20 protein-coding genes are annotated in these 23825 nt (G+C 71.9%); 13 read left to right on the top strand and 7 right to left on the bottom strand.

Annotation, left to right across the window (positions count from 1 at the left end; all coding sequences use genetic code 11):
- The first annotated feature begins 185 nt into the window (after nucleotides 1-185).
- The 7 genes from OG276_RS34060 (at nucleotide 186) to OG276_RS34030 (ending at nucleotide 8343) form a co-directional block, all read left to right on the top strand.
- Nucleotides 186-1616, top strand: a complete 1431-nt coding sequence (locus tag OG276_RS34060) for an APC family permease (RefSeq protein ID WP_266911352.1) — start codon at nucleotides 186-188, stop codon at nucleotides 1614-1616.
- A 365-nt stretch (nucleotides 1617-1981) separates the two neighbouring features.
- Nucleotides 1982-2518 (top strand): rhodanese-like domain-containing protein, encoded by a 537-nt coding sequence (locus tag OG276_RS34055; protein WP_266911350.1) that lies wholly within the window; start codon nucleotides 1982-1984, stop codon nucleotides 2516-2518.
- A gap of 440 nt (nucleotides 2519-2958) precedes the next feature.
- Nucleotides 2959-4074, top strand: coding sequence for an LLM class flavin-dependent oxidoreductase (locus tag OG276_RS34050; protein WP_266911348.1), 1116 nt, complete (start codon nucleotides 2959-2961; stop codon nucleotides 4072-4074).
- Nucleotides 4071-4946, top strand: a complete 876-nt coding sequence (locus OG276_RS34045; RefSeq protein WP_266911346.1) for an ABC transporter permease — start codon at nucleotides 4071-4073, stop codon at nucleotides 4944-4946. The genes OG276_RS34050 and OG276_RS34045 overlap by 4 nt, the downstream gene beginning before the upstream one ends.
- 250 nt (nucleotides 4947-5196) lie before the next feature.
- A complete protein-coding gene (locus OG276_RS34040; RefSeq protein WP_266912461.1) occupies nucleotides 5197-6399 on the top strand; it encodes an IS110 family transposase in 1203 nt (400 codons plus the stop codon).
- A 71-nt stretch (nucleotides 6400-6470) separates the two neighbouring features.
- On the top strand, nucleotides 6471-7514 hold the full coding sequence (locus OG276_RS34035; RefSeq protein WP_266911344.1) for an ABC transporter substrate-binding protein: 1044 nt from the start codon (nucleotides 6471-6473) through the stop codon (nucleotides 7512-7514).
- Nucleotides 7515-7599: 85 nt separating this feature from the next.
- Nucleotides 7600-8343, top strand: a complete 744-nt coding sequence (locus OG276_RS34030; RefSeq protein ID WP_266913350.1) for an ABC transporter ATP-binding protein — start codon at nucleotides 7600-7602, stop codon at nucleotides 8341-8343.
- Between the two features lie 24 nt (nucleotides 8344-8367).
- On the opposite strand, the gene OG276_RS34025 is transcribed toward OG276_RS34030, so the two are convergent.
- The gene (locus tag OG276_RS34025) at nucleotides 8368-10182 is read right to left on the bottom strand and encodes a glycoside hydrolase family 15 protein (protein ID WP_266911342.1); all 1815 of its coding nucleotides are present in this window, start codon (nucleotides 10180-10182) and stop codon (nucleotides 8368-8370) included.
- A gap of 141 nt (nucleotides 10183-10323) precedes the next feature.
- Complete coding sequence (locus OG276_RS34020) at nucleotides 10324-10911, bottom strand: DoxX family protein (protein WP_266911340.1); 588 nt, start codon at nucleotides 10909-10911, stop codon at nucleotides 10324-10326.
- Between the two features lie 133 nt (nucleotides 10912-11044).
- On the opposite strand from OG276_RS34020, the gene OG276_RS34015 reads away from it, so the two are divergent.
- A complete protein-coding gene (locus OG276_RS34015; protein ID WP_266911338.1) occupies nucleotides 11045-11509 on the top strand; it encodes a MarR family winged helix-turn-helix transcriptional regulator in 465 nt (154 codons plus the stop codon).
- On the top strand, nucleotides 11509-11805 hold the full coding sequence (locus tag OG276_RS34010) for a YkvA family protein (protein WP_266911336.1): 297 nt from the start codon (nucleotides 11509-11511) through the stop codon (nucleotides 11803-11805). Before OG276_RS34015 ends, OG276_RS34010 begins: the two co-directional genes overlap by 1 nt.
- A 28-nt stretch (nucleotides 11806-11833) precedes the next feature.
- On the opposite strand, the gene OG276_RS34005 is transcribed toward OG276_RS34010, so the two are convergent.
- Nucleotides 11834-12460, bottom strand: coding sequence for an alpha-ketoglutarate-dependent dioxygenase AlkB (locus OG276_RS34005; RefSeq protein WP_266911334.1), 627 nt, complete (start codon nucleotides 12458-12460; stop codon nucleotides 11834-11836).
- 196 nt (nucleotides 12461-12656) lie between these two features.
- On the opposite strand from OG276_RS34005, the gene OG276_RS34000 reads away from it, so the two are divergent.
- Nucleotides 12657-13328 (top strand): response regulator transcription factor, encoded by a 672-nt coding sequence (locus tag OG276_RS34000; protein WP_266911332.1) that lies wholly within the window; start codon nucleotides 12657-12659, stop codon nucleotides 13326-13328.
- 28 nt (nucleotides 13329-13356) lie between these two features.
- Here OG276_RS34000 and OG276_RS33995 read toward each other — a convergent pair whose 3' ends face one another.
- Together OG276_RS33995 and OG276_RS33990 are read right to left on the bottom strand one after the other, a co-directional pair.
- Nucleotides 13357-16428 (bottom strand): carbohydrate binding domain-containing protein, encoded by a 3072-nt coding sequence (locus tag OG276_RS33995; RefSeq protein ID WP_266913348.1) that lies wholly within the window; start codon nucleotides 16426-16428, stop codon nucleotides 13357-13359.
- 370 nt (nucleotides 16429-16798) lie between these two features.
- Nucleotides 16799-17200, bottom strand: a complete 402-nt coding sequence (locus tag OG276_RS33990) for an RNA-binding S4 domain-containing protein (RefSeq protein WP_266911330.1) — start codon at nucleotides 17198-17200, stop codon at nucleotides 16799-16801.
- 148 nt (nucleotides 17201-17348) lie between these two features.
- On the opposite strand from OG276_RS33990, the gene OG276_RS33985 reads away from it, so the two are divergent.
- The 3 genes from OG276_RS33985 to OG276_RS33975 all read left to right on the top strand — a co-directional run bounded on the left by OG276_RS33985 (nucleotide 17349) and on the right by OG276_RS33975 (nucleotide 20859).
- The gene (locus OG276_RS33985; protein ID WP_266911328.1) at nucleotides 17349-17744 is read left to right on the top strand and encodes a molybdopterin-binding protein; all 396 of its coding nucleotides are present in this window, start codon (nucleotides 17349-17351) and stop codon (nucleotides 17742-17744) included.
- Nucleotides 17745-17901: 157 nt separating this feature from the next.
- Nucleotides 17902-18720 (top strand): molybdate ABC transporter substrate-binding protein, encoded by an 819-nt coding sequence (gene modA / locus OG276_RS33980; RefSeq protein ID WP_266911326.1) that lies wholly within the window; start codon nucleotides 17902-17904, stop codon nucleotides 18718-18720.
- A 165-nt stretch (nucleotides 18721-18885) separates the two neighbouring features.
- Nucleotides 18886-20859, top strand: a complete 1974-nt coding sequence (locus OG276_RS33975; RefSeq protein WP_266911324.1) for an ABC transporter permease — start codon at nucleotides 18886-18888, stop codon at nucleotides 20857-20859.
- 5 nt (nucleotides 20860-20864) lie between these two features.
- Here OG276_RS33975 and OG276_RS33970 read toward each other — a convergent pair whose 3' ends face one another.
- Nucleotides 20865-23255 (bottom strand): excinuclease ABC subunit UvrA, encoded by a 2391-nt coding sequence (locus OG276_RS33970; RefSeq protein WP_266911322.1) that lies wholly within the window; start codon nucleotides 23253-23255, stop codon nucleotides 20865-20867.
- Between the two features lie 133 nt (nucleotides 23256-23388).
- A complete protein-coding gene (locus tag OG276_RS33965; protein WP_266911320.1) occupies nucleotides 23389-23805 on the bottom strand; it encodes a VOC family protein in 417 nt (138 codons plus the stop codon).
- Nucleotides 23806-23825: the final 20 nt, after the last annotated feature.

Here is a 23825-nt window from a genome sequence, read left to right as displayed (position 1 = left end):
ACGCGCAGGGCGGCCGGCCCGCCGCCGGACGACGAAATCCGCAGGTGAACAGGTCTTGACCTGCGGATCTCTCGGATATTCCATTCGGCCCGGGAGCCACCGAACCAGACGTGCCCACCACCGCCTCGGAGGCGATACCGCTCCCGCGCTCACTCACCGCATCTGCCGATCGGAACACCGCACCGATGTCTGACACGATCAGCGCCCCTCAGGCCCTCTCCCCCGCCACCGGTCCCGTGCCCCAGAAGCTCAAGCGTTCCATCGGGGTCGTCGGCGGAACCCTGCTCACCCTCTCGTGCGTGACGCCGGCCTCGACCCTCTTCGTCGTGGTCCCGGACCTCTTCTCCAGCCTCGGCACCTGGACCGCGCTCACCATCGCCATCGGCTCCCTGCTCTGCATCGGGGTCGCGTTCTGCTACTCGGAGCTGGGCACCCTCATCCCCAGCGCCGGCGGCGAATACGCGATGGTGTCCACCCTGTCCGGCCGGCTCGCGGGCTGGCTGGTCTTCGTCCTGTCCCTGCTGGTCGTGATGATCGTGCCGCCCGTGATCGCCATGGGCACCGCCGACTACCTAGCCCCCGTCGTCGACGTACCGGCCCCGGCCGCCGGCGCCGCCGTGATGCTGCTCGCCACCCTCGCCGGCCTCCTCGACCTGCGGGCCAACGCCTGGATCACCGGCATCTTCCTCGTCCTGGAGGTCGTGGCCGCCGGGCTCGTCGCCGTACTCGGCTTCGCCCACAGCGAGCGGGGCGCCGGCGCCCTCGTGCACGGCACCGTGGCGGCGGAGGGCGGCGGTACCTCCACCGTCACCGCGATGATGGTCGTCTCCGGGCTCGCCATCGCCCTCTTCGTCACCCAGGGGTTCTCCACGGCCGTCTACCTCTCGGAGGAGCTGGAGAACCCGCGCCGCAACGTCCCGCGGACCGTGCTCGCCACCCTCGCCATCTCCGCCGCCGTCATCCTGGTGCCCGTCATCGCCATCACCCTGGGCGCTCCCGACCTGGCGGCCCTCACCTCCGGCGACCTCGGCACCATGGTGACCGCCTGGTCCAACTCGGCCGTCGGCACCTTCGTCAGCCTCTGCGTGGCCCTCGCCATCGTCAACGCCGGCATCGTCATGGTCATCCAGAACTCCCGGGTGCTGTTCGCCTCCGCCCGCGACAAGGCCTGGCCCGCGCCCGTCAACTCCGCGCTCTCGCGGCTCGGCCGGTTCGGCTCCCCGTGGGTGGCCACCCTGCTCGTCGGCATCCCCGGCGCCGCGATGTGCTTCGTCAACCTGGACACCCTCTACGGGGTCACCGGCGTCTCGGTGACCGGCATGTACCTGCTGGTCGCCGTGGCCGCGCTGTCCAGCCGCCGCGGGGCGCACCGCGAAAGCGCCGCCTGGCGGATGCCGCTGTGGCCCGCCGTCCCGGTCGTGCTGATCCTGGTGTTCGCGTACATCCTCACCCAGCAGGAGACCCAGTACCTGCTGTGGACCGGCGGGATCACCGCCGTCGCCACCCTGTACTGGGCGCTGTACCTGCGGCCGCGCCAGGACACCCGCTGGCTGGTCACCATCCCGGTCGACGAGGACGACCCGGCGTCGGCTGCGGCTGCGGCCGGCTCCGTGTAGCAGTCGAACGGTAGAGGTGCGGGGCCACGGGTTCGTATCCCGTGGCCCCGCACCCTTTTCACCCGCGGCCCGCACCCCTTTCGTCGTCCGTCCGGCGCCGAGCGGCTTGCCGCCGTCCCGCATGCTGGAACGGGTGACTCGCCCGGTCCGCCCCTTCGTCTATGCTCCGCGCCATGGCCGTCACCCAGCGCCTCCTGTCGCGCTCCTGTTGTCCCAGCTGACGCCTGCCTTCCGAGCCGCCCGCCCCGCGCCGCGCCGATGACCCCGGCGCCCCGGCGCGCGCCCGCGGTCCCGCCGCATCCCCGGTACGTCGCGCATCCGCACCCGGCCCGCCGGTCCTCACCTCTCGAAGGCGCCCGTTCGCCATGAGCAGCAGCCCCGCCCTCCTCGACGTCAGCCAGGCCCACGCCCGTCAGACCGAATTCCGCATCGTCGATGTGCGCACCCCGGGCGAGTACGCCTCCGGCCACCTCCCCGGCGCGCTGAACATCCCGCTCGACCGGATCGGCCGCTCCCTGCCCGAGCTTCGGCAGGCCGCCGAGGAGCACGAGCTGCTGCTGGTGTGCGCCTCGGGAACCCGCTCGGAGAACGCGGCCCGGACCCTGGCCGGGCACGGCATCCCGGCCACCAGCCTGACCGGCGGCACCACCTCCTGGTCGGCGCACGGGCACCCGCTGGACTACCCGGCACAGGGGCCCCGCCGGGTCTGGGCCATGGAGCGTCAGGTCCGGTTCACCGCGGGCGCGATCGTCCTCCTCGGTCTGCTGCTCGGTCTGCTGGTGCACCCGGCCTTCGAGCTGCTCAGCGCCGGGATCGCGGCCGGGCTGGTCTTCTCCGCCCTCACCGGCACGTGCGGCATGGCCGTGGTGCTCGGCACACTGCCGTTCAACCGCCGCCGGTAGTCTCCGAGATCCCTCCACCGCCCGGAATGCGGGACGATTTCGTCCATCATCCGGACCCCGCTTGTCGATACCGCCCGGACACCGACAGGATGCACCCATGGCCCCCGTACTCGTATCGCGTCGTCACGTAGATCTGCTGCGTGTGTCGACCATGCTCTGTCGGGCTGCCGTCCCCCGTACGCACGGCTGTTGATCTCACCGGTCCGCCGTATCTGACTCCGTACGGATGAGTCCGCGCCTCCCGGCGCACCCTTCACCGCGCTCTTCACCGCGCCGTTCGCGGCGGCCGTAGCCCTGGCCACAGGGCCGTCCCGGCCACGCCTCCGGTCGCGCGGACTCCCGCGTTCCTGCCCGCACTTCCCCGTACACGTGTCACTGCCGCCCCGCATCCCGATCCTCGCGCGGCGGTGCGCGTCACGCTGCTCCGACGAGGTTTCGCCATGCCCGAGAATCCGCTCCTGCTGCACTGGTTCCTGCCCACCGGCGGGGACGGCCGCGACCCCGGCGGGGTCACCGCCGTCCAGGGACGCAGCCGTACGGCCACCCGCCGGCCCGCAGACGTTCCGTACCTCGCGCAGGTCGCGCGCGCCGCCGAACAGGCCGGATTCCATTCGCTGTTGACCCCGGTGGGACTGGGCTGCGTGGATCCGTGGATCCTGACGGCAGCGCTCGCGCAGCACACCAGCCGGATCGGCTTCCTCGTGGCGTTCCGCGCGGGGTTCGCGAGCCCGACGCTGATCGCCCAACAGGCGGACGCCTTCCGCCGGTTCGCCGGTGGGCGGCTCGGGCTGAACGTGGTGACGGGCGGCGATCCCGCCGAGCAGCGCGCCTACGGGGACCGGCTGGCGCACGACGAGCGCTACGCCCGCACCGGCGAGGTGATGGCCGTGCTGCGGGACCTCCTGGACGGGAAGTCCGTGGACCACGAAGGCACCCACCTGCACATCGAGGGGGCCCGGCTCACCGACCCGGAGCTGCGCCACCCGGTCCCGCTGTACTTCGGCGGGGCCTCGCCCGCCGCCGAGGAGGTCGCCGCCCGGCAGGCCGACGTACAACTGCTGTGGGGCGAGCCGCCGTCGGCGATCGCCGCGCGGATCGGCCGGCTGCGCGAGCGGGCCCGTGCGGCGGGCCGCACGGTCCGCTTCGGGCTGCGGCTGCACGTCATCAGCCGGGACTCCGCGGCCGAGGCCTGGGCGGAGGCCGACCGGATCCTCGCCGGGCTGGATCCGGCGGCGGTCCGGGCGAGCCAGGAGCGGTTCGCCGCCATGGACTCCACGGGGCAGGCCCGGATGGCGGCCCTGCACGGCGGGGTCGCGGACGCCGAACGGCTGACGGTGGCGCCGAACCTGTGGGCGGGCATCGGGCTGGTCCGCGAGGGCGCCGGGACGGCGCTGGTCGGCTCGCACGACGAGGTCGCGGCGCGGCTGGCGGAGTACCGGGCCCTGGGGGTCGACGAGTTCATCCTGTCGGGCTATCCGCATCTCGAAGAGGCCTACCGGGTGGGCGAAGAGGTCGCCCCGCGCCTGCGCGCCCTGACCGGGGCGGCGGCCGCATGACCGCGCTCACCACCGAGGTCCGACCCCAACCGGCCCCGCCCGGCGCCCCGTCGGACCCGTCACCGCAGCGGTCCCGCGCCCGGGTCCGGGAGGCACTGCGCTGGACCGCGCTGCGCCTCCTCGCCCTGGCCGTGCTGCTCGCCGCCTGGCAGGCGGCGGTGGCGGCCGAGCTGTGGCCGAGGGTGCTGGTGCCCTCGCCCGGTGAAGTGTGGAGGCAGTTCCTGCTGGCGTCCACCACGCACGACGGCGTCCGCGGCTACGGCGGCCACCTGCTGGTCGAACACCTCGGGGTGAGTCTGGGCCGCATCGGCACCGGCTCCGCGTACGCCGTGCTGGTCGGGGTGCCCCTGGGCCTGCTGATCGGCACCGTCCGGCCGATCGCGGTGGTGCTGGAGCCGGCCGTGACCTTCCTGCGCACCCTGCCGCCGCTCGCGTACCTCTCCCTGCTCGTCATCTGGTTCGGCATCGACGAGGCCCCGAAGATCTGGCTGCTGGTGATCGCCGCTCTGCCTCCGATCGCCGCGGCCACGGCGGCGGCGGTCCGGACCGTGCCCGCCGAACTCATCGAAGCGGCCCGGGCCTTGGGTTCCGGTCCGGCATCCCTGCTGCTGTCGGTGCGACTGCCCTCCGCGCTGCCCGAGATCCTCACCGGCATCCGGATCGCCGTCGGGGTCGCGTACACCTCGGTCGTGGCGGCCGAGACCATCAACGGCGTGCCCGGCATCGGCGGCATGATCCGCGACGCCCAGCGCTACAACCAGACGGCCCTGGTGATCGCCGGCATCCTCGCCATCGGACTGTCCGGGATCGTGCTCGACGCCCTGCTCCGGGGGATCGAGCGGTTCGCCGTCCCCTGGCGCGGCCGCAGCTGACCGCCCTGCCCCCCATTACCGTTTTGCTTGCCCCGCAACGGGGCGCCCGGCCTCCGGAGTTGGCATGACTTTCTCCCCCTGTCGATCTCATGTCTTGGGGGGTGGTGTCACCGGCTCCGGAGGCATCGACAGACCGCTGATTAGGGGCATGACCACCGACTTCTTCGCAGGTCGGGAGGCTCTTCGTAATGTGGATGTGGCGATCGGTGCCGTGGGACGGCCGGGCGAAGAGGACGACCGGAGGACGCGTGTGATCGACATCAGCGGCATCGGCGCCTTCCTCGGCCTGGACGTCGGCAAGGGCGAACACCACGCCACCGCCGTCACGCCGGCCGGGAAGAAGGCCTTCGACAAACGGCTGCCCAACAGCGAACCCAAGCTCCGCGAGGTTTTCGGGAAACTGCAGGCCAAGCACGGGACCGTGCTCGTCGTGGTCGACCAGCCGGCCTCCATCGGAGCCCTGCCGCTCGCGGTCGCAAGGGACATGGGCTGCCCGGTCGCCTATCTGCCCGGACTGACGATGAGGCGGATCGCCGATCTCTATCCCGGCGAGGCCAAGACCGATGCCCGCGACGCGTTCGTCATCGCGGACGCGGCCCGCGTCATGCCTCACACGCTCCGTTCGGTGGACCTCGAGGACGAGACCATCGCCGAGCTGGAGATGATCGTCGGATTCGACGACGATCTGGCCGGTGAGGCAACCCGGATCAGCAACCGGCTGCGGGGCCTGCTCACGCAGATCCACCCGTCTCTGGAACGGATCCTGGGCCCGCGCATCCAGCACCCGGCCGTGCTCAGGCTCCTCGACCAGTTCGGTTCCCCGGCACAGATCCGCAAGGCCGGACGCCGCCGGCTCGTGACCTTGATACGCCCGAAGGCACCGCGGATGGCAGAGCGGCTGATCGAGGACATCTTCACCGCCCTGAACGAACAGACCGTCGTCGTGCCCGGCACGGACGCGGCCGCACTGATCGTCCCGAGCCTCGCCGGCTCGCTCCAAGCGGTGCTTGACCAGCGCAAACTCATCGCCGCCCGGATCGAGGAACTGCTGCAGAACCACCCTCTTTCCAAGGTCCTGACGTCCATGCCGGGGATCGGCGTCAGGACCGGAGCCCGCATCCTCATCGACGTCGGCGACGGATCCAGCTTCCCGTCCGCCGCCCACCTCGCCGCCTATGCCGGGCTCGCCCCGGCGACCCGCAGTTCAGGGTCCTCGATCCGCGGCGAACAACCGTCCCGGAGAGGAAACAAGCAGCTCAAACGGGCCTTCTTCCTCTCCGCGTTCGCCGCCTTGGCCGACCCGGTCTCCCGGGCCTACTACGACAAGAAGATCAGCCAGGGCAAACACCACACCCAAGCCCTCCTCTGCCTCGCCAGACGACGAGCCGACGTCCTCTTCGCGATGCTCCGAGACGGCACCTTCTACGAACCCCAACCCGCCCCATCAGCTTGACCAAACCCATAGGGGCACCCCCCCCCGTTCCTCCCCCAACACCCCTTCTCCCTCACTCCTGGAGTTCCGTCATGCCCAAAAACGCATCCCGCCGCACCCTGCTGCTGGCCGCCGCCGTCGCCCTGACCGCCTCCCTCACCGTGGCCTGCGGGGCGGACGGGGACGGGTCGGCGGCCGGGCCGGGGCGGACGACCGTACGGATCGCCTACCAGGCGATACCCAACGCCGACCTGATCGTGAAGAACCAGCGGCTGCTGGAGCAGGCCCTGCCCGAAGCCGACGTGAAGTGGGTGAAGTTCGAGTCCGGCGGCGACGTCAACACCGCCGTGATCGCCGGTTCGGTGGACCTGGGCCTGGCCGGTTCGAGCCCCGTCACCAAGGGCCTGTCGGCCCCGCTGAACATCCCGTACAAGGTGGTCTGGATCCACGACCTGATCGGTGACAACGAGGCGCTGGTCGCCAAGTCGGGGATCGGCTCGGTCAAGGACCTGGCCGGGAAGAAGGTGGCCACGCCCTTCGGCTCCACCGCCCACTATTCGCTGCTCGCCGCGCTGAAGGCCGCCGGGGTGGACGCGGCGGCCGTGCAGACCATCGACCTCCAGCCGCAGGACGCCCTGGCCGCCTGGAAGCGCGGGGACATCGACGCGGCGTACGTGTGGACGCCGACGCTGAGCGAGCTGACCAAGGACGGGAAGGTGCTGATCACGAGCCGGCAGCTCGCGGAGCAGGGCAAGCCCACCGCCGACCTGGGTGTGGTGACGACCGCGTTCGCGGCCAAGCACCCCGAGGTGGTCACGGCCTGGATCAAGGCACAGGACCAGGCCGTCGGGCAGGCCCGTACCGCTCCCGACCAGGCCGCGAAGTCCATCGGGGCGGAGCTCGGGCTGCCGGCGGAGGAGGCCAAGCGCCAGCTCTCGGAGCTGGTGCTGCTGAGCGCGAAGGAGCAGACCGGCCCCGACTACCTCGGCACGCCCGGCGCCCCCGGGAAGCTGGCGGCGACCCTGCACGACGCGGCCGTCTTCCTGAAGGAGCAGAAGAAGGTGGACGCCGTTCCGGACGAGGCCGCCTTCGGCCGGGCCCTCGCGGTGGAGGAGCTCGGCCGTGCCGCGAACTGACCCCGCCGTCGGCGCCGGCACCGCCCTCGGCACCGCCGGCGATCCCGATGCCGTCGATGACGATCTCGCCGTGGACCTCTCCGGGGTGTCGGTGCGCTACGGATCCGCGAAGCAGCCCGTGACGGTGCTCGACGCGGTGGACCTACGGGTCCGCGCGGGCGAGTTCGTCGTCCTCGTCGGCCCCTCCGGCTGCGGCAAGACCACCCTGCTGCGGGTGATCGCCGGCTTCGCCCGCCCGGCTTCGGGCACCGCCCTGGTCCGGGGCTCCGCCCCGCGCCCCGGGCGGGGTGCGGGGGTGGTGTTCCAGCAGCCGAGGCTGTTCCCGTGGCGGACCGTCGGCGGGAACCTCGGCTTCGCGCTGGCCCGCCACGGGGTGCCGCGGTCGCGCCGGCCCGGCCGGATCGCCGAGCTGCTGGACCGGGTGGGTCTGCCCGGCATGGGCGGCCGCCGCACCTGGGAGCTGTCCGGCGGCCAGCAGCAGCGGGTGGCGCTGGCCCGCGCCCTGGCGGCGGAGCCCGAACTGCTGCTGATGGACGAGCCGTTCGCCGCTCTGGACGCGCTGACCAGGGAGCGCCTCCAGGAGGAGGTCCGCTCCCTGGCCGGGCGGCTCGGCACGACGGTGCTGTTCGTGACGCACTCCGTGGAGGAGGCGGTGCTCCTGGGATCCCGCGTCCTGGTGATGGCGGCGGGGCCCGGCGGCGGCCGGGTGGTGGAGGACCTCCCGGTGCCGCTCCCCCGCGACCCGGCCACGGACGTCGCGGGGTTGCGCGCCTCCCCCGAGTTCGCGCGGCTGCGCGGCCGCCTGGCCCGGGCGCTGCGCCCGGACTGACCGGCGCCCCTCAGCCGGACCCCCTCACCCCGCCACGACCGCCGGGCTCGCGCCGCTCAGGGTGAGGGCGGTGTTCACCAGGCCGACGTGGCTGAACGCCTGCGGGAAGTTGCCGAGTTGGCGCCCCGAGACGGGGTCGTACTCCTCGGCGAGTAGTCCCACGTCGTTGCGTACGGCCAGCAGCCGCTCGAAGAGTTCGCGCGCCTCCTCCTCCCGGCCGGTCAGGTACAGGGCGTCGGTCAGCCAGAACGAACAGGCGAGGAACGCTCCTTCGTCGCCGGGCAGGCCGTCCACCGAGAGCCCCTCGGTGCTGTAGCGGCGGACCAGGCCGCTGCGGCCCAGTTCCTCGCGCACCGCGTCGACCGTGCCGATGACGCGGGGGTCGTCCGGGGGCAGGAAGCCGACGCGCGGGATGAGGAGGGTGGCGGCGTCCAGTTCGCGGGAGCCGTAGTACTGGGTGAAGGTGCGCCGCTCCGCGTCGTAGGCGTTCTCGCAGACGTCGCGGTGCACCGCCTCCCTCATGGCGCGCCAGCGGTGCACGTCGCCGGGGATCTTGGGGTTGAGCTCCAGGGTGCGCACGGCCCGGTCGGCGGCCACCCACGCCATCACCTTGGAGTGCGTGAAGTGGCGGCGCGGGCCGCGCACTTCCCACAGACCCTCGTCGGGGCGGTGCCAGTTCTGTTCCAGGAAGTCCAGGAGCGCGAGCTGGATCTTCCAGGAGTGCCACTCGGCGGGGAGGCCGGCGGAGCGGGCCACGTAGAGGGAGTCGAGGACCTCTCCGTACACGTCGAGCTGCAGCTGGTCGACGGCCGCGTTGCCGACCCGGACCGGCGCGGAGCCCGCGTACCCCTTCAGCCAGGGCAGCTCGCTCTCCGGGATGCGGCGCTCACCGCCGATCCCGTACATGATCTGCAGGTCGGCCGGGTCGCCCGCGACGGCCCGCAGCAGCCACTCCCGCCAGGCGCGGGCCTCGTCGAGGTACCCGGTGGCCACCAGCGAGCCGAGGGTGAGGGTGGAGTCGCGCAGCCAGCAGTAGCGGTAGTCCCAGTTGCGGACGCCGCCGAGCTCCTCCGGCAGGGAGGTGGTCGCGGCCGCGGCGATTCCGCCGGTCGGGGCGTAGGTGAGGGCCTTGAGGGTGATCAGGGAGCGGACGACCGCTTCCCGGTAGGGGCCCTCGTAGGTGCACCGGCCGGTCCACTCCCGCCAGTCGGCGAGGCTCTGTTCCAGGGCGGCGTACGGGTCCAGGGGCTCGGGGCGCGGTTCGTGCGAGGGGTGCCAGGTGAGCACGAAGGCGACGCGCTCGCCGGGGGCGACGGTGAACTCGGAGCGGGTGCTCATGCCCTCGCCCCACGTGTGCACGGAAGGTTCGCTGCGCAGCCACGCGGCGTCGGGTCCGGCGACGGCGACCCGGTCGCCCTCGCGGTTGCCGCCGCGCCGGACCCAGGGCACGACGTGCCCGTAGTCGAAGCGCAGGCGCAGGGTGCTGCTCACGGTCGATTCGCCGGTGAGGCCTTCGACGATCCGCATCAGGTCGGGTGCGGTGTCGCGCTGCGGCATGAAGTCGATGACCTTGAACGAGGCGCCGTCCTCGGTCTCCCAGAAGGATTCCAGGATGAGCGTGCCGTCCACGTAGGCGCGGCGGGCGCAGCGCGCGGAATCGGGGGCGGCGGCCGGGGCGATGCGCCAGTGGCCGTTCTCCTCGTCGCCGAGGAGGGCGGCGAAACAGGCGGCCGAGTCGAAGCGCGGCAGGCACAGCCAGTCGATGGACCCGTCGCGGCCGACCAGCCCACTGGTCATCAGGTCGCCGATGAGTGCGTAGTCTTCGATGGGTTGTGTCATTTAGGGCACTTTCCCCCCAATGCCAGCACTCAATCAGCCCGTACGGGTCCCCGCGCGGAGCCGCCCCCGGGGCGGCCCGGCCGGGCGGCCCGGCCGGGCGGCTCAGCGGGACGGCTCAGCGGGACGGCCCGGCCGCCCGGCTCAGTTCCGTACGAGGAGCAGCGCGCCCGCGGTCACGACGCCGAGGCCGACCGCGAGGGCTCCGTGGGCGAGGCGGTGGCCGCGCAGGACGGGCAGGAAGCGGTCGGCGGCGTACCGGCCGGGGCCGGTGAGCGCGAGGGCGGCGGCGCCGGCGGTGAGCAGGAGCTCGTACTCGATGCCCTGCGGGGCGAAGAAGGAGCCGGCGCCGTGCACGGCGATGGCGTTGATCATGGTGCCGACCAGTGCGGCGCCCGCCAGCGGGGTGAGCAGCCCGAGGACGAGGCCGAGTCCGCCGAGGGTCTCGGTGAGTCCGGCGAGGACGGCCATGGCGTCGCCCGCCGGGTAGCCGCTGGCGGTGAAGAACTGGCCGGTGCCGCTGATGCCGCCGCCGCCGAACCAGCCGAAGAGCTTCTGGGCGCCGTGGGCGGCCATGGTCAGGCCGAGGACCACGCGCAGGAGGAGCAGGCCGACGTCGTGGGCGGGGGTGGACGGGGCCGGGGCGCCGGCAGGGGTGGCGGGGATCGCGGCCGGCTCGCCGGTCCGCGGCTTGGGCGTGGTCGCGGAGGGGCTGGTCATGGGGCTGCTCATCGGGGGTCCTTCCGGTCGGGCGGCCCGAGGGCGGGTTGCCCGTGTCGGGTTGTTCAAATTCGAACCACTGTCTCGACCCTAGCCCCGCATCCGCCGCTGATTCAAATTGGAACGCCCCGTGTAGCCTGGATCCATGGCTGAGACGAAATGGCTGGACGACCGCGAAATGCGGGCCTGGGAGGGATTCCTGGCCGCTTCCGCCCTGGTCAACCGCCGCCTCGACCAGCAGCTCAAGGACGACTCCGGGCTCTCCCACCCGCAGTACGAGATCCTCGTACGGCTCGCCAGGGCGCCGGAGGGCGAACTGCGGATGACGGAACTGGCCAACGGGCTCGTCAACTCCAAGAGCGGCCTGACCTACCAGGTCACCCAGATGGAGAAGGCGGGCCTCGTGCGCCGCCGCACCTGCCCCTCCGACGTCCGGGGGATTTACGCCGTCCTCACCGAGGCGGGCCGCGCCCGCCTGACGGAGGCCGCGCCGGGGCACGTGAGCACGGTCCGGGAGGTACTGGTGGACGTCCTCACCCCCGAACAGCTCGACACCCTCGCCGACGGGCTCGGCGAGGTCAGCCGCCGGCTCCGGACACAGGGCGCCTGATGGACGCGACGACCGTCTGGCTCATCGTGGCGGCGGTGGTGGCGGCCGGCCTGGCGGTCACCGCAGCCGTACTGCTCGTACGGGTCTTCGCGGCCCGCCGGCTCCTGCGCGACGCGGGCATCCCCCTGCGCGACAAGGCCCTGTTCTGGGCCGCCGTGGCGTACACGATCTCCCCCGTGGACCTGATCCCGGACCCGGTCTACCTGGACGACATCGGCATCCTGCTGCTGGCCCTGCGCTCGCTCCACGCGGCGGCCTCCACGGCCCGTCCGCCCAAGGAACTCGACGCGGCGTAGGGCATCCCCGGCCTGCGCACCCGCCGGCTCAGCGGACCCCGCGCGGGCGGAACTGGACGCTGATCCGGGGGCCCACCGGGCGGGCCGTCTTGGGGATGGCGTGTTCCATCGTGCGCTGGCAGGAGCCGCCCATCACCACCAGGTCACCGTGGCCCAGGGGCAGGCGGAGCAGGGTGGGGCCGCCGTCGCGGGGGCGCAGGACCAGGTCGCGGGGGTCACCCACCGAGAGGATCGCGACCATCGTGTCCTCGGTGGCGGAGCGGCCGGTGCGGTCGCCGTGCCAGGCGACGCTGTCGCGGCCGTCACGGTAGAGGCACAGGCCCGCCGTGACGAAGGATTCGCCCAGCTCGGGCGCGTAGTGGCGGCTCAGTACGTCCCGGGCCTCGGCGAGGGCGGGATGCGGCAGCGGGTCGGCCTCGCCGTAGTGGGCCAGCAGGCGCGGGACCGCCACCTCCCGCTCGTACATCTGCCGCCGCTCGGCGTGCCACGGAACGTCGGCCGCGAGCCGCTCGAACAGCGCGTCGGCGCCCGCCAGCCAGCCCGGCAGGTGATCCACCCATGCCCCGGCGCCCAGCTCGGTGCGCCGGGCACCCACCAGCGGGCCGAGCCGGATCTCGTCGCCCTGGTCGAAGAGCGAGCCCTGGAGTGCGTGCATGGGTCAAGGATAACGCGTGAATCGAACATGTGCGCGAGTTCGACGGGCTCGCTCACTTCCGCTTACGAAATGGCCCGAGAGGGTGGGGCACAGGCCCCGCCGACGCCGAGGTCGAGGTCGATGCCGACGAGGCGGTCCGGGGCGGCGGCTACCTGCTGCGCGCCCACGCCCCCTACCCACCCGAAGGAGCAGAGCAGTGATCCGTATCGTGATCACCGATGACGAGGATGTCATCCGCGCGGGACTGAGAACCATCCTCGCCGTCCCGGACGAGATCGAGGTCGTGGGCGAGGCGAGCACGGGCTCCGAGGCCCTGGAGGCCGTCGCGGAACACTCCCCCGACGTCGTCGTACTGGACCTGGCCATGCCCGACGGCCCGGACGGCGCCGAGACCGCCCGGCTGCTCCGCGAGGGGCACCCGGGCCTCGGCATCCTCAACCTGACGACGATCGCGGACGAGGAGCAGGTGGCCCGGGTCTGGCGGGCCGGCGCCGACGGCTACCTGCTGAAGACCGCCTCGGCCGCGGAGATGCGCGAAGCCGTGCACAGCGCGGCCGGACACCGCGCCGTGCTCAGCCCCGACGTGATCTCCACCGTCATGAGCCGGTTCGCCACCCACCACCATCCGGCGCCGACGCCGGAGGTCAAGGCCCGCCTTCGCGACCTCTCCCAGGGCGAACTGCGCTGTGTGGTCGCGCTCGCCGACGGACTCGGCAACCGGGAGATCGCCGAGCGGCTCGGCCTTGCGGAGGGCACGGTCAAGACCCATCTCTCCCGTGCCCTGCACAAGTGCGGCCTCGCCAACCGCACGCAGCTCGCTCTCCTCGCCAACGACCAGCGCGAGTTCCTGGCCGGTCTCCTGCGCTGACGGGCCTCCTGGCGGGCGGCCCGTTCCGCTACTTGAGGTAGGGGCCGGTGGCGCCCACCTTGCCGGGGGCGGCGTTGCTGCCGCCCAGGTCGAGCACGTAGACCCGCAGGTTGCCCTTTCCGGGGGCGGGGACGGACAGGGTGCCGCCGGTGACGGCCTTCACGTCGCCGGTGACCGCGTCCTTGTACGTGCCGTTGGGTACGCCCGTGTACGTGGCGGCGCCCGTGACGGCCACCAGCGCGAAGCTGTCCACTCCGGTGGCGGTGTCGGTGTAGCGGCGCTTGAAGGCCATGCCCCCCGAGACCCCCTCGGTGGAGTACTGGCCCATCTGGAGCGCGGGCACGGCGCGGCGGATCTCGTTCAGCCGCTGGAGGTGTTTGACCAGCGGGGATTCGAGGGTGGCGGCGACCGGCCCGGTGGCGGTGGCCACCTTCGAGAAGCCGGAGGCGGTGACCGATCCCGCGATCTTGTCCCCGTAGTAGGCGCGGCCGGTGCCGGCGAGCGGGCAGGTCGGGCCGCAGTCGATCTGCTTGCCGGCCTGGAACTCGGTCTCGGAGCCGTAGTACAGGGTCGGGATGCCGCGGAAGGTCCACATCAGGGCCATGTTCTCGGCCCAGGCCTCGGTGCCTCCCGCGTAACGGGTGGAGGATTTGCCGGGGCCGAAGTCGTGGCTGTCGACGTAGACGACGTTGTAGGTGGCGTCGTTGTAGCTGTCGTCGGAGTCCTTGCCGTTCTGGAAGGCGTTGTTGGCGTCGCCGAAGTTCATGTGCATGCGCATGTCGATGACGTTCATGCCGGAGAACTTGCTGTGATCGGGTGCGTGGTAGAGGTTGCCGTTCAGGAAGGCGTTGGTGCTGGTCGGCTGCTTGGCCGGGTCGTTGTCGGTCGTGTACTGCTGGACGGCGGCGGTGGCGTCGTCCGCGCTGTACGTCGCGGACTCCTTCCAGGTGTAGTACTGGGCGGACTGGTTGGCCGAGCCGCGGTTCCACTTGTCGTTGACGAAGGAGCCGACCTCGCCGAACACGTAGAAGTCCTGGGCCTTCTGCGCGCCGAACTGCTGGGCCACGCGCTGCTGGATGGCCGGCAGGAAGCGCCGGTTCCAGGTGACGCGGGGGATGTGCACGGCCGTATCGACCCGGAAGCCGTCGACGCCCATGTCGATGTACTTGTTGTAGGCGCCTATGAGGTAGTTCTGGACGGCCGTGTTCTCGGTGTTGAAGTCCGCGAGGTCTTCGTGGATCCAGCAGGAACGGGCGTCCTCACCCTCCCAGTTGCCGATCCAGCACTGGTGGAACAGGGCCTTGGGGAACATGCCCGAGGTGGGGTTGGGCCACTGGCAGTTGTAGATGGTGTAGCCCTCGGCGCTCTTGTACTGCGTGGCCGCACCCCAGTTGACGCAGGTGTTCCCGGCCGGCTCTGCCGTCGACCACAAGTCGCCGTTGTAGTAGGACTTTCCGCTCTTGGGGTCGACGGTGAGGCCGTCGTACTCAAAGCCGGCCTGCTTCTCGTCGTAGTACCAGGACCACTGCGCGTCGCGCACGCCGAAGACGGTGGGGGTGAACAGGCCCTTGGCCCCCCAGCGGGCGCTGTGGTTGTAGACCACGTCCTGGTAGATCTTGACGCCCTTGGCGTGGGCGGCGTTGATCAGGTCCTGGTAGGAGGCGCCCGCCGATTCCAGGCGGGGGTCGACCTTGTAGAAGTCGTAGCCGTGATAGCCGTGGTAGTCGTAGTCGGAGCGGTTCAGCACGACCGGGGTGATCCAGATCGCGGAGAAACCGAGGGCCTTGACGTAGTCCAGCTTCTCGACCAGCCCCTTGAAGTCCCCGCGGAACATCGGGTCGTTGTTGGCGGCGTTCCCGGACTTCACGTCCTGGCTGCCGCCCCGGTTGTTCGCGCTGTCGCCGTCGTTGAAGCGGGCGGTGAGCACGAAGTAGATCGGGTCCTTGCGCGGGTCGCCGCCCAGCGGCGCGGATCCGGCCGGGGCCGGGGGCCGGGTGCCCGTGGTGGCGACGGCCGCGGCGGAGGAGGCGGAGAGGTTCCCGGCGGCGTCCACCGCCTTGACCGTGTAGGTGTAGGCGGTGCGCTCCTCCAGGCCGGATTCGGTGAGGACCGTGGAGGTGACGGACGTGACGACGGTGCCCTTGGTGCCGCCCGAGCGGGTGACCTGGTAGCCGGTCACTCCCCGGTCGTCGGTGGCGGCGTCCCAGGTCACGACGGTGGACACGTCGGTGGCGGAGGCCCGCAGGTTCGCGGGCACGGTGGGCGCGGTCGTGTCGGGGACGACGGCGGCGCACGGATCGGCGGCGTTCGCGGTGACGGTGGTGTTCTTCACCGTGGACAGGCCGGTGCCGAGGGCGTAGTTCCTGCCGTTGTTGTTGTCCCAGGTGCCGTTGCCGTTGTTGAAGGTGGCGGCGAGTCCGGCGGCCGTGCCGAGCGGGACCGTCTTCTTCACCCAGCCCGTGCAGGCCGGGTCCATGCCGGTGCCGGGGGCGGTGGTCCAGGAGCCGCCGGTCGGGGCCCAGTGCAGGTTGACGGTCGGCCAGCCGACCGTCGCCGTCGAGTAGTAGACGGTGGCGCTCGCACCGGTCCCCGTGCCGGTGCCCGGGTCCGCGGCGCACGGGTCGCTGTGGGCCACGACCCCGTCCTTGACGGTGATGACCCCGGTGCCCAGGGCGTAGTTCTTGCCCCCGTTGTTGTCCCAGGTCCCCTGGCCGTTGTTGAAGGTCGCCTGGAGGCCGGCGGCCGCGCCGAGGCTGACGGTCTTCTTCACCCAGTCGGTACAGGCGGCTTCCATCCCGGTGCCGGGTACGGTCGTCCAGCTGCCGCCGTCGGGGGCCCAATGCAGGTTGTATGCGGCCCAGTTGCGGGTCTTGGTGTAGTAGAAGACCGTCGCCGTGCCGTCGCCGGCAGCCGTCGCGGCGGCAGGGGAGGCGGTGGCCGCCTCGGCGAGAGAGGCTCCGGCGGCCGGCAACGCGGCGGCCAGGCACCCGGCGACGGCCAGGGCCAGGGCCGTGGACCGCCCTCTAAGACGTGATCGTGTACGTGATCTCAAGGTCTGCTCCTCGAAGCAGGGCCCAACAGCCCCGCGGCTCCGCGGCATTGAAAACTTGCCGCAAGGTTTTGCGGGGAGGTTATCCACGTGTCACCAGCGCGTGAACCCCTCGTGAAGCAGAAATCTCGCCACGGTGCGCGTCCGGGCAGCCCTAAGGGGCCCTTTATGGCGAGAACTGCCGCAATGGCTTGCAGAAATTTTCACCACGTGAGGGCGGGCGGGCGGAAGCAGGACCCGGAAGAGGTCGATAAGTCGACACTGATGATGCGCACGCCCACCGGACGGTGACAGCGGTGGCGGAAGCACGGCAGCCGCAGGGGCCGCACGGGTCGCAAGGGTCGCATCGGTCGCAGAGCCAGGCGACCCCCTCCGGTGCCGCCTCCCCTGCCACTCCGCCTTTACCGGCGAGAAACGGCGGCTACCGGCCGCCCCGCAGGGTTTCGATCTCTCGGCGTTCGCGCTTCGTCGGGCGGCCCGCGCCGCGGTCGCGGATGCCGACCACCGCGGCCTCGACCGGGGTCGGCGGGGGCGGGCTGTTGTCCGTCAGGCATTCCGCGGCGACCGGGGCGCCGACCCGCTTGGACACCGGGCGCCGGACCACCACGATGCGCTCCCGCCCCGCATGGAAGAGGCGCACCTCGTCCCCGGCCCGCACTGCCTGCGCCGGCTTCGCGCGCTCCCCGTTGACCCGCACGTGTCCCGCCCGGCACGCCGTGGCGGCGATCGCCCGCGTCTTCGTCAGCCGGACCGACCAGATCCACACGTCGACCCGCGCCGACCCCGCACCCGATCCCGCACCCACGGTTCCCTCTTCAGCCATGCCCCGACTTTAGCGAGGCGAGACGGGCCGGGCCGAGTCCGTAGAAACGGAAGGGGTTTTGGCGGTTACGACAAGGTGGCAGTACCTGCCATGGATATCATCCCAATGGAATTGCAAATGCGGCACACGTGCCCCTACCTTGTCGCACATGCAGTCCTACACCATCGGTCAGGCGGCCCGTCTTCTGGGCGTCAGCCCTGACACCGCACGCCGCTGGGCCGACGCCGGCCGCGTCACCACCCATCGCGACGACAGCGGTCGCCGGCTGATCGACGGCCGTGCCCTGGCCGCCTTCTCCGTCGAGGTGGCGCAAGGGGCCCACGCCGAGGACGGCGAGACCCATACGTCGGCGCGCAACGCCTTCCCCGGGATCGTGACCGCCGTCAAGCTCGGCGACGTTGCCGCCCAGGTCGAGATCCAGGCCGGTCCCCACCGCCTGGTCTCCCTGCTCACCCGGGAGGCAGTCGACGAGCTCGGGCTGGAGGTGGGCATGCGGGCCACCGCCCGTGTGAAGTCCACCAGCGTGCACATCGACCGCGCCTGACCCCACCGGCCACCGCTCGGTACCGCTCGGCACCACCCCGTTCAACCCCCGCTCCATACAACGCTTCCCCACCCGCTCCGCCCGTCCCCGGCGCGGGTCACCACCGCGCGGATCCGGCACCAGGCCGCCCGCCGACCCGACCGAGGAGCACCAGCTCATGTCCCCGATCCTGCCCCTGAACCGCCGTACGGCCGCGCTCGCCCTCTCCGCCGCCCTGCTCGTGCCGGCGCTCGCCGCCTGCGGCAGCGGCGACGACAAGAAGGACGCGGCCGCAGCCTCCCCGAGCGCCTCCGGGTCCGCCGCGCCCAAGGCCGCGAACCTGACGGTGCTCGCCGCCGCCTCCCTCACCGACGTCTTCAAGACCGCCGGCGCGGCGTACGAGAAGGCGCACCCGGGCACCAAGGTCACCTTCTCCTTCGCCGGTTCGCAGGAGCTCGCCGCCCAGGTCAAGCAGGGCGCCCCCGCCGACGCGCTGGTCACCGCCGACACCAAGACCATGACGGGCCTGCTGGCCCAGACCAACGACCCGACGGTCATCGCCAAGAACCGTCTGGTCATCGCCACCGGCAAGGGCAACCCGTTCAAGGTCGCCGGCCTCAAGGACCTCGCCGACACCAAGCTCAAGGTCGTGCTGGCCGCGCCCGAGGTCCCGGTGGGCCGCTACAGCAAGCAGATCCTCGACGCGCAGAAGATCGAGGTGAAGCCGGTGTCCCAGGAGCCCAACGTCCGCGCCGTGCTGAGCAAGGTCGAGCTGGGCGAGGCCGACGCCGGTCTGGTCTACAAGACCGACACCCTCAAGTCCGGTGACAAGGTCGCCGTCGTGGAGATCCCGGACGCCGAGAACGCCGTGGCCTCGTACCCGGCCGCCTCGCTCAAGGATTCCAAGAACGCCGAGGCCGCGGCCGCGTTCGTGGCCTGGCTGAGCACCCCCGAGGCCCAGAAGATCCTCCAGGACGCGGGCTTCCAGAAGCCGTAACCGCCTGCCGGGTCCGGCGCACGAAGGGGGACCACGAAGGGGGACCGCCCGGTCCGGGGGGACGGGCGGTCCCCCTCCGTTTGCCGCCCCCGCATTACGCTTCACACGCCGCCGGGAGTCCCGAATTCCCCGGCGGCGTCCCGACGTCCCCGGCCAGGAACCCACATGAGCAGACTCCGTACCCGCCGCGCCCGGCCCCCCGTGGCTCTGGCGCTCCCCGCGCTGCTCGCCGTGGCGTTCCTGCTGATGCCGCTCGTCGGCATCCTCACCCGCACCCAGTGGCGCGATCTCGGCTCGCACCTCACCAGCCCCGGTGTGGTCGAGGCGCTGCGGCTCTCGCTGGTCGTGTCCCTGTGGTCGCTCGGCTTCTCCCTTCTCCTCGGGGTGCCGCTCGCCTGGCTGCTGGCCCGCGTCGAGTTCAAGGGCAAGGCGCTGGTGCGCTCCCTGGTCCTGCTCCCCATGGTGCTGCCGCCCACGGTCGGCGGTGTGGCCCTGCTGCTCGGTTTCGGCCGGCGCGGGCTGCTCGGCCCCTGGCTGGAGGGCACCTTCGGCATCACGCTGCCCTTCCACACCTCCGGTGCGGTCGTCGCGGCCACCTTCGTCGCGATGCCCTTCCTCGTGATCAGCCTGGAGGGCGCGCTCGCCGGGCTCAAGCCGAGCTACGAGGAGACCGCCGCCTCCCTCGGTTCCACGCCGCTGCGCGTGTTCTTCACCGTGACGCTGCCGATGGTGGCCCCGGGACTGGTCGCCGGAGCCGCGCTGACCTGGGCGCGGGCGCTCGGCGAGTTCGGCGCCACGATCACCTTCGCGGGCAACCTCCCGGGCACCACCCAGACCCTGCCGCTCCAGGTCTACCTGCTCCTCCAGGACCAGCCCGAGGCCGCCACCTCGGTGTCCCTGCTGCTGCTCGCGATCGCCATGGCCGTACTCATCGCCCTGCGCGGGAGGTGGACGGGAACCCCCGTCGCCGGCAAGGACTCCGGTGCGCCGGTGGTCGCGGAGGAGGCAGCCGGCCCCGATCCCGTGGGGCCCGTACCGCCCGCGGGGCCCGTACCGCCCGCGGAGCCGGCGCGGCAATCGGCCGGGGCCTCCGCAGACGGCGGGCACTGGCCGCTGCACGCCACCGTCACCGGTTTCAACGAGCTCACCCTCGATGCCGAACCCGGCACCACCATCGCCGTCGTCGGCGAGAACGGCGCCGGCAAGACCACCCTGCTGCGCGCCCTGCTCGGCCTGACCCCCCGCGCCCACGCCGAGCTCCGCCTCGGCGACGCCGACGTGACCGGCCTGCCCCCGCACCGGCGCCAGGTCGCCTGGGTCCCCCAGGACGGGGCGCTGTTCCCGCACCTGAGCGCGCTCGCCAACACCTCGTACGGGCTGCGCGCACGCCGGGTGCCCCGGGCCGCGGCCCGGGCGGAGGCACAGGACTGGCTGGACCGGCTCGGCGTCGGGCACCTCGCCCACCGCAAGCCCGCCCAGCTCTCCGGCGGGCAGGCCCAGCGGGTGGCGCTGGCCCGCGCGCTGGCCGCCCGGCCCCGGCTGCTGCTCCTCGACGAACCCCTCGCCGCCCTCGACCAGACCACCCGCGCCCATGTCCGGCACACCCTGCGGACCCACCTGGCCGGCTTCGGCGGGGTCTGCCTCATCGTCACGCACGACCCCGTCGAGGCGGTGTCCCTGGCCGACCGGGTCCTCGTGCTCTCCGACGGGCGGACCCTGCAGGACGCCCCGCCCTCCGAGGTGACCCGGCACCCGCGCTCCCCGTGGGTGGCCCGGATGCTGGGGCGCAACGCCTGGCCCGGCACGGCCTCGGCCGACGGGCTGGTACTCGCCGGCGGGGGCCGCCTGGTGGTGGCCGAGGCGCTGCCCGAGGGGGCACAGGCGCTCGCGATCATCGCCCCCGAGGCGGTGTCCGTGCACCGGGACCGCCCGGGCGGCAGCCCTCGCAACGTATGGCCCGGCACCGTGCGGGAGATCACCTCGGTCGGCAGCCGGCTGCGCGTCCTGGTCGGCTCGGACCAGGCGCCCGACCTGGTCGCGGAGATCACCCCCGAGGCGGCCGCCGAACTGGGAATCGTCGACGGCGCCGCGGTGTGGACCAGCGTGAAGGCGACCGAGGTCACCCTCGTACGGCTCTAAGGGCCTTACGCGCCCACGTAGGTCGCCAGGTGCTCGCCCGTGAGGGTGGAGCGGGCCGCGACGAGGTCGGCGGGGGTGCCCTCGAAGACGATCCGGCCGCCGTCGTGACCGGCGCCGGGGCCGAGGTCGATGATCCAGTCGGCGTGCGCCATGACCGCCTGGTGGTGTTCGACCACGATCACCGACTTTCCGGAGTCGACGAGGCGGTCGAGCAGGCCGAGGAGCTGCTCCACGTCGGCGAGGTGCAGGCCGGCGGTCGGCTCGTCCAGTACGTAGACACCGCCCTTGTCCGCCATGTGCGTGGCCAGCTTGAGCCGCTGCCGCTCGCCCCCGGAGAGGGTGGTCAGCGGCTGGCCGAGGCTGAGGTAGCCCAGGCCCACCTCCGCCATCCGCTCCAGGATCTTGTGCGCGGCCGGGGTGCGCGCCTCGCCTTCGCCGAAGAACTCGGCGGCCTCGGTGACCGGCATCGCGAGGACCTCGCTGATGTCGCGGCCGCCCAGGTGGTGTTCCAGGACCGAGGCGTGGAAGCGCTTGCCCTCGCACTCCTCGCAGGTGGTGGAGACGCCGGCCATCATCGCCAGGTCCATGTAGATGACCCCGGCGCCGTTGCAGGCGGGGCAGGCGCCCTCGGAGTTGGCGCTGAACAGGGCCGGCTTCACCCCGTTGGCCTTGGCGAAGGCCTTGCGGATCGGGTCGAGCAGGCCGGTGTAGGTGGCCGGGTTGCTGCGCCGGGAGCCGCGGATCGCGCCCTGGTCGACCGAGACCACGCCCTCGCTCGCCGGGATCGAGCCGTGGACGAGCGAGCTCTTGCCGGAGCCGGCGACTCCGGTGACCACGACGAGCACCCCGAGCGGTACGTCGACGTCGACGCCCCGCAGGTTGTGCTTCTTCGCGCCGCGGATCTCCAGCTGTCCGCTGGGCTCGCGCACCGTGTCCTTGAGGCTCGCCCGGTCGCCGAAGTGCCGGCCCGTGATGGTGTCGCCCGCCCGCAGCCCCTCGACGCTCCCTTCGAAGCAGATGGTGCCGCCCCCCTGGCCGGCGCCGGGGCCGAGGTCGACGACGTGGTCGGCGATCGCGATCGTCTCCGGCTTGTGCTCCACGACCAGCACCGTGTTGCCCTTGTCGCGCAGCCGCAGCAGCAGGCGGTTCATCTGCTGGATGTCGTGGGGGTGCAGGCCGACGGTGGGCTCGTCGAAGACGTAGGTGACGTCGGTGAGCGAGGAGCCGAGGTGGCGGATCATCTTGACGCGCTGGGCCTCGCCGCCCGACAGCGTGCCCGAGGGCCGGTCCAGCGAGAGGTAGCCGAGCCCGATCTCCACGAACGAGTCGAGGGTCTGGCGCAGCGTGGCCAGGAGCGGGGCCACCGAAGGCTCGTCGAGGTCGCGGACCCATTTCGCCAGGTCGCTGATCTGCATCGCGCAGGCGTCGGCGATGCTGATCTTCTTGATCTTCGAGGACCGGGCGCCCTCGTTGAGCCGGGTGCCCTCGCAGTCGGGACAGACGCTGAAGGTCACCGCGCGCTTCACGAACGCCCTGACGTGCGGCTGCAGCCCCTCGACGTCCTTGGACAGCATCGACTTCTGGAGCTTGGGGATGATCCCCTCGAAGGTCAGGTTGATCCCGTCGAACTTGACCTTGGTCGGCTCCTTGTAGAGCAGGTCGTGCAGCTCACGCTTGGTGTACTTGCGGATCGGCTTGTCCATGTCGAAGAAGCCGGAGCCGGCGTAGATGCGGCCGTACCAGCCCTCCATCGTGTAGCCGGGGATGGTGAGGGCGCCCTCGCTGAGCGACTTGGTGTCGTCGTACAACGCGGTCAGGTCGATGTCGTTGACCGAGCCCCGGCCCTCGCAGCGCGGGCACATGCCGCCGGTGATGCTGAAGCTGCGCTTCTCCTTCACGGTCTGCCCGGCACGCTCGATGGTGACGGCGCCGGCCCCGCTGATCGAAGCCACGTTGAAGGAGAAGGCCTTGGCCGAGCCGATGTGCGGCTTTCCGAGCCGGCTGAAGAGGATGCGCAGCATCGCGTTCGCGTCGGTGGCGGTGCCCACCGTCGAGCGCGGGTCGGCGCCCATCCGCTGCTGGTCGACGGTGATCACGGTGGTCAGCCCGTCGAGGACGTCCACCTCGGGCCGCGCCTGGGTCGGCATGAAGCCCTGGACGAAGGTGCTGTAGGTCTCGTTGATCAGCCGCTGCGACTCGGCGGCGATCGTGTCGAACACCAGGGAGCTCTTGCCCGAGCCGGACACGCCGGTGAAGACCGTGAGCCGCCGCTTGGGGATCTCGACGCTGACGTCCTTGAGGTTGTTCACCCGCGCACCGTGTACGCGGATCAGGTCGTGGACGTCGGCGGCGTGCGGCTCGGGTGACTGCGCGCCCGTCCTCGTGACCTTGCTCATCGTGTCTCCATACTGTTGGGCTGACGCCGCCCTGTCGGGGTGGCGCCGCCTTCGCGGTCGCGGCAACGCTTCCCTGTCTACCCGATCGGCGGTGTCATGCGGGCGCGGCGCCGGGTAAGAGGGGCGGTGGATCTCAGCGCGTGCGGGGCTGGTGGAACCGGAGCATGTTGCCGGCCGGGTCACGGAAGGCGCAGTCCCGGACGCCGTACGGCTGGTCGATCGGCTCCTGGAGCACGTCACCCCCGGCGGCCCGGATGCGTTCGAAGGTGGCGTCGCAGTCGTCCGTGCTGAAGATGACTCCGCGCAGCAGGCCCTTGGCCAGCAGTTCCGCCATGGCCTCCCGGTCGGCGGACGAGGCGTTCGGGTTGGCGACGGGCGGTTCGAGGACGATGTCCACATCGGGCTGCGCGGGGGAACCGAGGGTCACCCAGCGCATCCCCTCGAACCCGACGTCGTTCCGGACCTCCAGACCGAGGACGTCCCGGTAGAAGGGGATCGCCTTGTCGTGGTCGTCGACGGCGATGAAGCACTGCGAAAGGTTGATGTCCATGGGTTTCACGCTACGGCCGG

The sequence above is a fragment of the Streptomyces sp. NBC_00086 genome, assembly GCF_026343255.1.
In the GTDB taxonomy this organism is placed as follows: Bacteria; Actinomycetota; Actinomycetes; order Streptomycetales; family Streptomycetaceae; genus Streptomyces.
This window is presented reverse-complemented; position numbering and strand designations above follow the sequence as displayed.

Coding starts and splice junctions, on each gene's coding strand:
- OG276_RS34055 (WP_266911350.1), top strand. CDS start 1,982: ATGAGCAGCAGCCCCGCCCTCCTCGACGTCAGCCAGGCCCACGCCCGT.
- OG276_RS34005 (WP_266911334.1), bottom strand. CDS start 12,460: ATGCACGCACTCCAGGGCTCGCTCTTCGACCAGGGCGACGAGATCCGG.
- OG276_RS33995 (WP_266913348.1), bottom strand. CDS start 16,428: ATGCCGCGGAGCCGCGGGGCTGTTGGGCCCTGCTTCGAGGAGCAGACC.
- OG276_RS34025 (WP_266911342.1), bottom strand. CDS start 10,182: ATGACACAACCCATCGAAGACTACGCACTCATCGGCGACCTGATGACC.
- OG276_RS33970 (WP_266911322.1), bottom strand. CDS start 23,255: ATGAGCAAGGTCACGAGGACGGGCGCGCAGTCACCCGAGCCGCACGCC.
- OG276_RS34050 (WP_266911348.1), top strand. CDS start 2,959: ATGCCCGAGAATCCGCTCCTGCTGCACTGGTTCCTGCCCACCGGCGGG.
- OG276_RS34035 (WP_266911344.1), top strand. CDS start 6,471: ATGCCCAAAAACGCATCCCGCCGCACCCTGCTGCTGGCCGCCGCCGTC.
- OG276_RS33990 (WP_266911330.1), bottom strand. CDS start 17,200: ATGGCTGAAGAGGGAACCGTGGGTGCGGGATCGGGTGCGGGGTCGGCG.
- OG276_RS33985 (WP_266911328.1), top strand. CDS start 17,349: ATGCAGTCCTACACCATCGGTCAGGCGGCCCGTCTTCTGGGCGTCAGC.
- OG276_RS34060 (WP_266911352.1), top strand. CDS start 186: ATGTCTGACACGATCAGCGCCCCTCAGGCCCTCTCCCCCGCCACCGGT.
- OG276_RS33965 (WP_266911320.1), bottom strand. CDS start 23,805: ATGGACATCAACCTTTCGCAGTGCTTCATCGCCGTCGACGACCACGAC.
- modA (WP_266911326.1), top strand. CDS start 17,902: ATGTCCCCGATCCTGCCCCTGAACCGCCGTACGGCCGCGCTCGCCCTC.
- OG276_RS34010 (WP_266911336.1), top strand. CDS start 11,509: ATGGACGCGACGACCGTCTGGCTCATCGTGGCGGCGGTGGTGGCGGCC.
- OG276_RS34015 (WP_266911338.1), top strand. CDS start 11,045: ATGGCTGAGACGAAATGGCTGGACGACCGCGAAATGCGGGCCTGGGAG.
- OG276_RS33975 (WP_266911324.1), top strand. CDS start 18,886: ATGAGCAGACTCCGTACCCGCCGCGCCCGGCCCCCCGTGGCTCTGGCG.
- OG276_RS34045 (WP_266911346.1), top strand. CDS start 4,071: ATGACCGCGCTCACCACCGAGGTCCGACCCCAACCGGCCCCGCCCGGC.
- OG276_RS34020 (WP_266911340.1), bottom strand. CDS start 10,911: ATGAGCAGCCCCATGACCAGCCCCTCCGCGACCACGCCCAAGCCGCGG.